The following is an 8971-nucleotide window of genomic DNA, read 5'->3' on the forward strand; positions in this document are numbered from 1 at the left end:
ACGCATGAATGAATTTCTCGAACAGTTACGCAAACAGGTGCCTGGGCTGCTGATCAGCACTGAGGCGGCCTACATTGCCCAAGCCTGTACCGATTGGCGCAAACGCTACTGCACCACTGCGCTGGCTGTTCTGGAACCCATGACCACCCGACAGGTGCAAGACATTGTCAAAACATGCGATGCATTCAATGTGGCCATTTCAACCCAAGGTGGGAACACTGGCTTGGTGGGTGGTGCGGTGCCCGTGGCAGATACCGACGCGGAAAAACGACCGCATGTTGTACTTAAAACAGGGCGCATTCGCGAGTTCCTGAAGCTGGATGAAAGCAACCTGACTTTGACTGCCAGCGTAGGTTACACCCTGCATGAAATTCAGGAATATGCGTTGGCGCATGGCTTTTTATTCCCCTTGAGCCTGGCCTCAGAAGGTACCTGCACCTTGGGCGGCAACCTCGCCAGCAATGCTGGGGGCGTCGCGGTGCTGCGCTACGGCAATACCCGCGAATTGTGTCTCGGGCTGGAGTATGTGAACGCACAGGGCGATTTGTGTGGTGATTTGCGGGGACTTCGCAAAAACAACACTGGCTATGACCTGCGTCATTTGTTGATTGGCTCGGAAGGCACTTTGGGAGTGATAACCACTGCCTGCATGAAGGTGTACCCTGCCCCCCAAAGCCGCTGTGTGGCGTGGCTGAATGTGGACAACATTCAAACTGCCGTGGACGCATTGGGATTTGTACAAGGCCGCTTGTTTGGTGAACTCAGCAGCTACGAATGGATGAACGTCAATGCAATTGATGTGGTTCAAACCCATTTTCCTGCCCGCGCGCCGACCTGCCCCGGCGCTGTTGACCATGTGCTCGCTGAATTCACCTCATTGGGTTCCGAAACCACCTTGCGTGAACAAGTCACCAAAACACTCGAGGCGCTGTTGGAAGAGCTTCCCGGGGTACGCAACATTGCCATGGCTCAAAACGGACGGGAAATTGAAGCGTTTTGGGCTTTGCGAGAAAACATTTCCGAAGCGCAGGCCAAAGAGGGTTTGAACGTCAAACACGATGTAGCCTGCGCTGTCTCGCAGCTACCCACATTTCACGACATGGCCCTGAATGACATTGCTGAGCATGGCGTGGATGTTCGGCCAGTGTTGTTTGGCCATTTGGGCGACGGCAACCTGCACTTCAATTTGTCAGCCCCAAAAGGCAACGACTCGTCAGAATTTCTCAAACAACACCAAAATTTGCTCAATACCTTGGTGCACGAGACCATTCTCCGTTGCGGCGGTACCATATCGGCTGAACATGGTATTGGACAATTGAAAGCGGAATTGTTGCGAGAGATTACCAGCGACAGCAATTACTCGGCGTTTGTAGCGATCAAAAAGGCCATGGACCCTAAAAACCTCCTGAATCCCGGCAAGCTGGTGTTGATATGAGCCCGGCAGCTGTTGCGGGTTTATTGACGACTTGTTAAGAGATTGCAGCCATGATCGCCAGCGCATCTTCAACCACCTGCCAGTTGTTGGCCTTCAGCCGGGTTGAATCGGACAGCACCTGACGGTAAAGCCTTCCACCGGGCTGTCCGTGAAACAGACCCAACCAGGATTTCGTGATGTTTCGAATGCTTTCACCTTTTTGCAACTCCTGCTCAGCATAAGCGCGCAATTCATCAATAACGTCCAAACGGCTTTTTGATTGGATCGGTTGGCCAATGATTTCGTCAAATCCGGCCAATAGCCACGGGTTGGAATAAGCCTCTCGACCAATCATGCAACCATCAGCCCATTCCAAGTGGGTTTGAATCGACTCGAGGGTTGTAATTCCTCCGTTCAGAATGATTTGAAGATGCGGGAAATGTTGCTTCAGGCGCTTTACCACCTGGTAACGCAAAGGAGGAATATCGCGGTTTTGCTTTGGGGACAGGCCTTTGAGCACCGCATTGCGCGCGTGCACAATGAAGGTGTTACAACCCGCTTCACTCACCTTGCCCACAAAGTCATACAGCATGGTTTCGCTTTCATCGTAATCAAGCCCAATCCTGTGCTTCACAGTTACATCGATCGAGCAGGCATCCCGCATGGCTTTCACGCAGTCGGCCACCAAGTCGGGTTCCGCCATCAGGCAAGCGCCAAACGATCCCTTCTGGACACGCTCCGACGGACAACCCACATTCATGTTCAATTCATCGTAACCAGCTTGTTCAATCCATTTGGCGCAACGTGCCATGTGCTCCGGGTCGCTGCCACCGATTTGGAAGGCGACTGGGTGCTCTTCCTCGTTGAATGCCAAAAAACGCTGGCGATCGCCAAACACAAGCGCACCCGTTGTGATCATCTCGGTGTAAAGCCAGGTGTGCTGGCTTATCGCACGATGAAACCGACGGCAGTGCCGATCAGTCCAATCGATCATGGGAGCAACAGAGAGGGTGCGGGGTTTGAATGTCATGACTTGGATTCTACAAACAAAAAGGGCGAGGCCAAAGCCACGCCCCTTCTGGATTTCAAGCACTCATTGGCCAAAGGATGACCGAATGGAACTTATGCTGCGTCGCGGCTTGCTTTCTTGCGCTCATGTTCCTTCAGGAAACGCTTGCGAATTCGAATACTCTTGGGCGTAATTTCGACCAGTTCATCGTCCGCAATAAACTCAACTGCATATTCCAGATTCAGAGCAATTGGAGGCACCAAACGGACCGCTTCGTCGGTACCGGACGCGCGCACGTTGGTCAGTTGTTTGCCTTTGATTGGGTTGACGACCAGGTCATTGTCACGGCTGTGAATACCAATCACCATGCCTTCATACAGGGCTTCACCCGGGGAAACGAACATGCGACCACGGTCTTGCAATTTCCACAAAGCGTAGGCAACTGCATCGCCATCATCCTGAGAAATCAGAACACCATTGTGACGCTCAGCCAAACCGCCCTCACGAACAGGGGCGTATTGATCAAACACATGGCTGATCAAACCAGTACCACGTGTCATTGTCAGGAAATCACCTTGGAAACCAATCAAGCCGCGCGCTGGAATACGGTATTCCAGGCGAACTCGACCTTTGCCATCGGGCGACATGTCGAGCAAATCGCCTTTGCGACGACCCAATTCTTCCATGATGGCGCCCTGGTGGGTGTCTTCCACATCCACGGTCAACATTTCATAGGGCTCGCATTTCACCCCGTCAATTTCCTTAAACACCACGCGTGGACGCGACACGGCCAATTCATAGCCTTCGCGGCGCATATTTTCCAACAAGATGGTCAGATGCAATTCACCGCGACCAGACACCTCAAACACAGTGTCGTCATCGGTGTCTTTGACACGCAAAGCCACATTGCTTTTCAGTTCGCGCTGCAAACGGTCTCGCAATTGGCGACTGGTCACAAACTTGCCTTCGCGACCTGCCAAAGGCGAGGTGTTCACCATGAAGTTCATGGTCAAGGTGGGTTCATCCACAGTCAAAATTGGCAATGCCTCTGGAGTATCTGCGGCACACACCGTGGTACCGATACCAATCTCTTCAATACCATTAATCAAACAAATATCGCCAGCTTCAGCCTGGTCAACCAGCACACGCTCAAGACCACGGAACTTCAGCACCTGATTGATTTTGCCGTTAAATGGTGTACCGTCCGGACCATTCATGCAGACCACCTGCTGCCCAGTGCGCACAGTGCCGCGTTTGATTCGGCCAATACCGATTTTTCCCACGTAACTGTTGTAATCCAGAGAAGTGATCTGGAATTGCAACGGACCATTGGGATCGTCATCACGCACAGGCACGAATTTCAAAATGGCCTCGAACAGTGGACGCATGTCACCGTCACGTACATCGGGGGTGTTGCCCGCGTAACCATTCAATCCGGATGCGTAGACAATCGGGAAGTCCAGTTGCTCATCGGTTGCACCCAGCTTGTCAAACAGGTCAAAAGTTTGATCGATTACCCAATCCACACGCGCACCGGGGCGGTCCACCTTGTTGACCACCACGATCGGCTTCAAGCCCAAAGCCAAAGCCTTGCGGGTTACAAAACGCGTCTGGGGCATAGGGCCCTCAACGGCATCCACCAAAAGCAACACCGAATCTACCATCGACAACACACGCTCCACTTCACCGCCGAAGTCAGCGTGTCCTGGGGTGTCAACGATGTTGATGTGGGTGCCTTCATATTCAACTGCGCAGTTCTTGGCCAGAATCGTGATACCACGTTCCTTTTCAAGGTCGTTGCTGTCCATGACACGTTCTTCGAGTTTTTCGTTCTCGCGGAATGTGCCGGACTGGCGAAGAAGTTGGTCTACCAGCGTGGTTTTGCCGTGGTCCACGTGGGCGATAATTGCAACGTTACGTAATGCGCGTGTCATAGATTTACCTGAATCAATCTGTCGGGTCGAAGCAAGGCGCCCTTCCCATCCGTTTCTAAAATGCCTGTGCCCATAAACTGGGGCTCGCCTTTGAAGGCAATACTGTTCACATCCTGCGCGGAGGCTTCTCCGTACACCCGCACCCGCCCTGGTTTGACATTCGTCAAACCCAGTGGCAACCGTTGCCCGTGCGAAAACCGCCGCGCAAACTCATTGTTCAATTCGACTTTGCCCAGGCTGCCCAACAGGGCGTCTACCGGGAAAAGCACCGCATCCAAAGCGTCAAAGGGGGTTTCCGATTCACCGAGCACTTTGAGTGCTTCCAGGGTGTACGCGCGTTCCACTTTCAAGTCACCGATTGCGGTTCTGCGCAATTCCGTGAGATAGCCCGCTGTGCCCAAGGCCTTGGCAATGTCCTCGCCCAAGGTGCGCACGTAGGTGCCTTTGCTGCAATTCACTTCCAGTTCAATAATGCAATGGGCATCATTGTGCTCGAACTTGATGACATCCAATTGATGGATCAACAGGGTTCGAGCGGGTCTGTCCAATTCAATGCCTTCGCGAGCATACTCGTACAAAGGCTTGCCGTCTTTCTTTAATGCAGAAAACATCGGTGGAATCTGTTGAATTTCTCCAACAAACTGCTCACACACCTGCTTTACTTCACGCTCTGTGATGCTTCGAAGGTCACGCGTGCTGACCTCAGTCAATTCGCCCTCGGCGTCACCCGTGTTGCTGGCATACCCCAAGCGCACCTTGGTGCGATAGGTTTTGCTGGCATCAATCAAATCTGCTGCAAACTTGGTGGCCTCACCAAACATCAGGGGCAGCAGACCGCTTGCAAGCGGATCCAGCGTGCCCGTGTGTCCGGTTTTTTCAGCCTGGTACAAGCGTTTGACAATTTGCAGGGCCTGATTGGACGAGAAACCAGTTGATTTGTCGAACAACAGCACACCCGACAAGGCACGCTTTTGTCTCTTAATCTCCGCCACCGTCGCCACCACCATCCGAATCTGTGGCACCACCACCCTCGCCTTTCAGCGCACGGTCGATCATTTGGGACATTTCAGCCCCACGTTCAACGGATTGGTCGTGTTTGAAACGCAAGGTGGGCACGGTGTGAATGTGCAGCTTCTTGAAAATCAAATTCCGCAAATAACCCGAAGAGTCATTCAAAGCCTCCTCTGTGGTTTCGGCTGAACCCGTCAACACCGAGAAGTACACGGTTGCATAGGCATAATCGGGTGTCAGTTCCACATCTGTGATCGTGACGAACCCAAGCCGCGGGTCTCTCAACTCGCGGGGAATCAGCTCAGCCAGGTCTTTCTGGATTTGCTCAGCAACCCGAATACCTCTGGCTGGTGCTTTTTTCTTGTGACGCATACTTTCCTTTTCAAACCCGTACAGCGATTACAACTGGGTACGGGCCACTTCCTTCACTTCAAATGCTTCCAGAATGTCGCCAACCTGGATGTCGTCGTAGTTGTGCAGTTGCAAACCACACTCAAAGTTCTGACGCACTTCTTTGGCGTCGTCTTTGAATCGCTTGAGCGAGGCCAACTGACCTGTCCACACCACCACGTTGTCGCGCAACAAGCGAACGCCAGCACCACGACGGATTACACCGTCGGTCACCATACAACCTGCGACTGAACCGACCTTGGAGATCTTGTAAACTTCGCGGATTTCCACGTTGCCGATGATTTCCTCTTTCTTGTCGGGCGTCAGCATGCCGGTCATGGCCGCCTTGATTTCGTCGACTGCATCATAAATGATGTTGTAGTAACGAATGTCTACGCCGTTGTTCTCGGCAGTTTTCCGGGCGCCCTGATCGGCTCGAACGTTAAAGCCGATGATGACAGCCTTGGAGGCCACCGCCAGGTTGACATCTGATTCGCTGATGCCACCTACTGCCGCATGCACCACCTGAACCTTGACTTCGTCGGTTGACAGCTTCTGCAGGGCATGTGACAGCGCTTCTTGGGAACCCTGTACGTCGGCCTTCAGAATCACAGCCAAACTCTTGACCTCGCCCTCGGCCATTTGCTCGAACATGTTTTCCAGCTTGGCTGCCTGTTGCTTGGCCAGCTTCACATCGCGGAATTTGCCTTGACGGAACAACGCGATTTCTCGGGCTTTGCGTTCATCTGGCAACACAATCACTTCTTCACCGGCTGCCGGCACATCGCTCAACCCCTGAATTTCTACGGGAATGGAAGGGCCAGCGGAGTCGATGGAGCGACCGTTTTCATCGACCATTGCACGTACCCGGCCAAATGCCGAACCAGCCAGCACCACATCGCCTTTCTTCAAGGTACCGCTTTGAACCAGCACGGTAGCCACGGGGCCACGGCCCTTGTCCAAGCGGGATTCAACCACAAGGCCCTTGGCCGGTGCGTCCACCTGCGCTTTCAATTCCATCACTTCGGCTTGCAACAACACTTGCTCCAGCAAGTCGTCAATGCCCTTACCGGTTTTCGCCGACACGGGAACCATGGGTGAATCGCCGCCGTATTCTTCGGGAACCACGGAGTGAGTGATCAATTCCTGCTTCACGCGTTCAGGGTTGGCATCGGGTTTATCGATTTTGTTGATCGCCACCACCAAAGGCACATTGGCTGCTTTGGCATGGTGAATCGCTTCAATGGTTTGAGGCATCACGCCGTCATCGGCGGACACGACCAGAATCACAATATCGGTTGCCTTGGCACCACGGGCACGCATGGCGGTGAACGCCTCGTGACCTGGCGTATCCAGGAAGGTAATCATGCCGCGTTCAGTTTCAACGTGATAGGCACCAATGTGTTGTGTAATGCCACCTGCTTCGCCAGATGCAACCTTCGCGCTACGGATGTAATCGAGCAACGATGTTTTACCATGGTCAACGTGACCCATCACGGTCACCACGGGTGCTCGGGGCACAGAGGGCGCCTCGGAATGCGCAACACCTGCTTCTTCGATCATGGCTTCAGGATCGTCCAGCTTGGCTGCAATGGCACGGTGACCCAATTCCTCGGTCACAATCATCGCGGTGTCTTGGTCAAGCACCTGGTTAATAGTGACCATCTGGCCCATCTTCATCAGACACTTGATCACCTCGGCAGCCTTCACCGACATTTTGTGGGCAAGATCGGCCACGGTGATGGTCTCTGGCACGTGAACATCACGAACCACGGGCTCAGTGGGCTGGTTGAAATTGCTTTGTTCCTGGCTGTGGCGATTGTTTTTGCCTTTGGGGCCCTTCCAGCCACCTGCGCCAGTGCGGCCAACACCGGTTTCACCGCGTGTTTTCAAGCCACCACGGCGGCGGCCAGGTTCTTCTTTCGCGCCAGCAGCGCGAACACCCTTGCGACCACGCTCTCCAACATCATCATCGCCAGCCACTACAATTTTTTCAGGCTTTTTGATTGTTGCGGCAGGCTTGGGCGGTTCAACCGGCTCTTCAGCCTTCATCACCTTGGCGGGCTGGGACATCATGCGGTTAATAGCCGCCACTTCGGCTTCAGCAGCCTTGCGTGCACGTTCCTGATTTGCACTGGCTTTTGCTGCATCCTCGGCCGCTTTTTTGGCTTTTTGCTCAGCTTTCAATGCATCGGCGGCACGCTGTTCGCGTGCTTTGGCCTCTTCGGCACGTGCTGCTTGTGCCGCTTCATCCTTGGCATCGGTTTCTTCCTCAGCCTTGGCGGGCTTCTCGCTTTCCGCTTTCGCCTGTTCTACAGCCTCGTGGGCAAGACGTTCTTCTTCGGCGCGCTGGCGGGCCTCTTCCTGAAGCTTCAACTCACGCTCGCGCTCTTGCTCAAGCTTGGCCTGTTTTTCTTTCAGTTCGGCTTCCTGGCGTGCCTTCAACTCAGCCTGGCGCTGCGCCTCGGCATCACGACGCGCTTGCTCCGCAGGATCAAGCTGGGCCTCCATGACGGGCTCGCTTTCACCAGCCTTCTCGGCGCGCTGAACAAACACGCGCTTCTTGCGCACTTCAACCTGCACTGTGCGCGCGCGGCCACCAGGGCCAGCCTGTTTGATTTCACTGGTCTGCTTGCGGGTGAGGGTAATTTTCTTCTGACCGCTTTCAGATCCGTGCGCCTTTCTCAGGCTTTCCAAAAGTTTTCCCTTGTCCGCTTCAGTAACTGCATCTGCCTCAGAAGTTTTGCTCACGCCCGCAGACTTCAACTGCTCCAAAAGAACATCGGCGGGCATTTTCAACTCTGCTGCAAACTGTGCGACTGTGGTACTGGTCATCTACTATTCCTTCAAATTCCCTTGCTGACCGGGCCGAGTGACCCGATTCGACTCTACTTAATTCGGTTTGTATTATTCAAACCAGTGTGCTCGCGCTTTCATAATGATGTCACGGGCACGGTCTTCTTCAATTCCTGCAATTTCAACCAATTCATCCACTGCCAATTCGGCCAGACCTTCACGGTCAGAAATCTCAGCAGCTGCCAACTTGCCAACCAGGTCGGCATCCACGCCTTCGATGGACATCAAATCGCCCGCACCCTCTACCATTTCCTCTCGGGCAATTGCCTCAGTCAACAATGCATTGCGAGCGCGGGTTCGTAGTTCTTCAACGGTATCCGCGTCAAATGCTTCAATTTCCTGCATTTCAGCGATAGG

7 protein-coding genes are annotated in these 8971 nt (G+C 53.7%); 1 reads left to right on the forward strand and 6 read right to left on the reverse strand.

Translation table 11 applies throughout. The features are described from left to right. Window positions 1–4 precede the first annotated feature (4 nt). Window positions 5–1435 carry an FAD-binding oxidoreductase gene (locus A0129_RS11475; RefSeq protein ID WP_291715110.1) on the forward strand — a complete coding sequence of 477 codons (1431 nt, stop codon included), beginning with the start codon at window positions 5–7 and terminating at the stop codon, window positions 1433–1435. A gap of 34 nt (window positions 1436–1469) precedes the next feature. Here A0129_RS11475 and dusA read toward each other — a convergent pair whose 3' ends face one another. From dusA to A0129_RS11505, 6 genes are all read right to left on the reverse strand, one after another. Further along, window positions 1470–2444 carry a tRNA dihydrouridine(20/20a) synthase DusA gene (dusA, locus tag A0129_RS11480; RefSeq protein WP_291715111.1) on the reverse strand — a complete coding sequence of 325 codons (975 nt, stop codon included), beginning with the start codon at window positions 2442–2444 and terminating at the stop codon, window positions 1470–1472. A gap of 92 nt (window positions 2445–2536) precedes the next feature. Continuing rightward, window positions 2537–4357, reverse strand: a complete 1821-nt coding sequence (gene typA, locus A0129_RS11485) for a translational GTPase TypA (protein WP_291715114.1) — start codon at window positions 4355–4357, stop codon at window positions 2537–2539. Then, window positions 4354–5349, reverse strand: coding sequence for a tRNA pseudouridine(55) synthase TruB (gene truB, locus A0129_RS11490; protein ID WP_291715116.1), 996 nt, complete (start codon window positions 5347–5349; stop codon window positions 4354–4356). The genes typA and truB overlap by 4 nt, the downstream gene beginning before the upstream one ends. Beyond that, window positions 5336–5740: a 30S ribosome-binding factor RbfA gene (gene rbfA / locus A0129_RS11495; RefSeq protein ID WP_138518161.1), complete on the reverse strand. Its 405-nt coding sequence runs from the start codon at window positions 5738–5740 to the stop codon at window positions 5336–5338. Before rbfA ends, truB begins: the two co-directional genes overlap by 14 nt. A 27-nt stretch (window positions 5741–5767) precedes the next feature. Further along, window positions 5768–8593: a translation initiation factor IF-2 gene (gene infB, locus A0129_RS11500; RefSeq protein ID WP_291715118.1), complete on the reverse strand. Its 2826-nt coding sequence runs from the start codon at window positions 8591–8593 to the stop codon at window positions 5768–5770. Between the two features lie 72 nt (window positions 8594–8665). Next, window positions 8666–8971, reverse strand: a 306-nt coding sequence (locus A0129_RS11505; RefSeq protein WP_291715120.1) for a helix-hairpin-helix domain-containing protein, incomplete at its 5' end; no start/stop codon positions are given.

Source organism: Limnobacter sp. CACIAM 66H1 (assembly GCF_001601825.1).
Classification (GTDB): domain Bacteria; phylum Pseudomonadota; class Gammaproteobacteria; order Burkholderiales; family Burkholderiaceae_B; genus Limnobacter.

Coding starts and splice junctions, on each gene's coding strand:
- typA (WP_291715114.1), bottom strand. CDS start 4,357: ATGACACGCGCATTACGTAACGTTGCAATTATCGCCCACGTGGACCAC.
- infB (WP_291715118.1), bottom strand. CDS start 8,593: ATGACCAGTACCACAGTCGCACAGTTTGCAGCAGAGTTGAAAATGCCC.
- dusA (WP_291715111.1), bottom strand. CDS start 2,444: ATGACATTCAAACCCCGCACCCTCTCTGTTGCTCCCATGATCGATTGG.
- A0129_RS11475 (WP_291715110.1), top strand. CDS start 5: ATGAATGAATTTCTCGAACAGTTACGCAAACAGGTGCCTGGGCTGCTG.
- rbfA (WP_138518161.1), bottom strand. CDS start 5,740: ATGCGTCACAAGAAAAAAGCACCAGCCAGAGGTATTCGGGTTGCTGAG.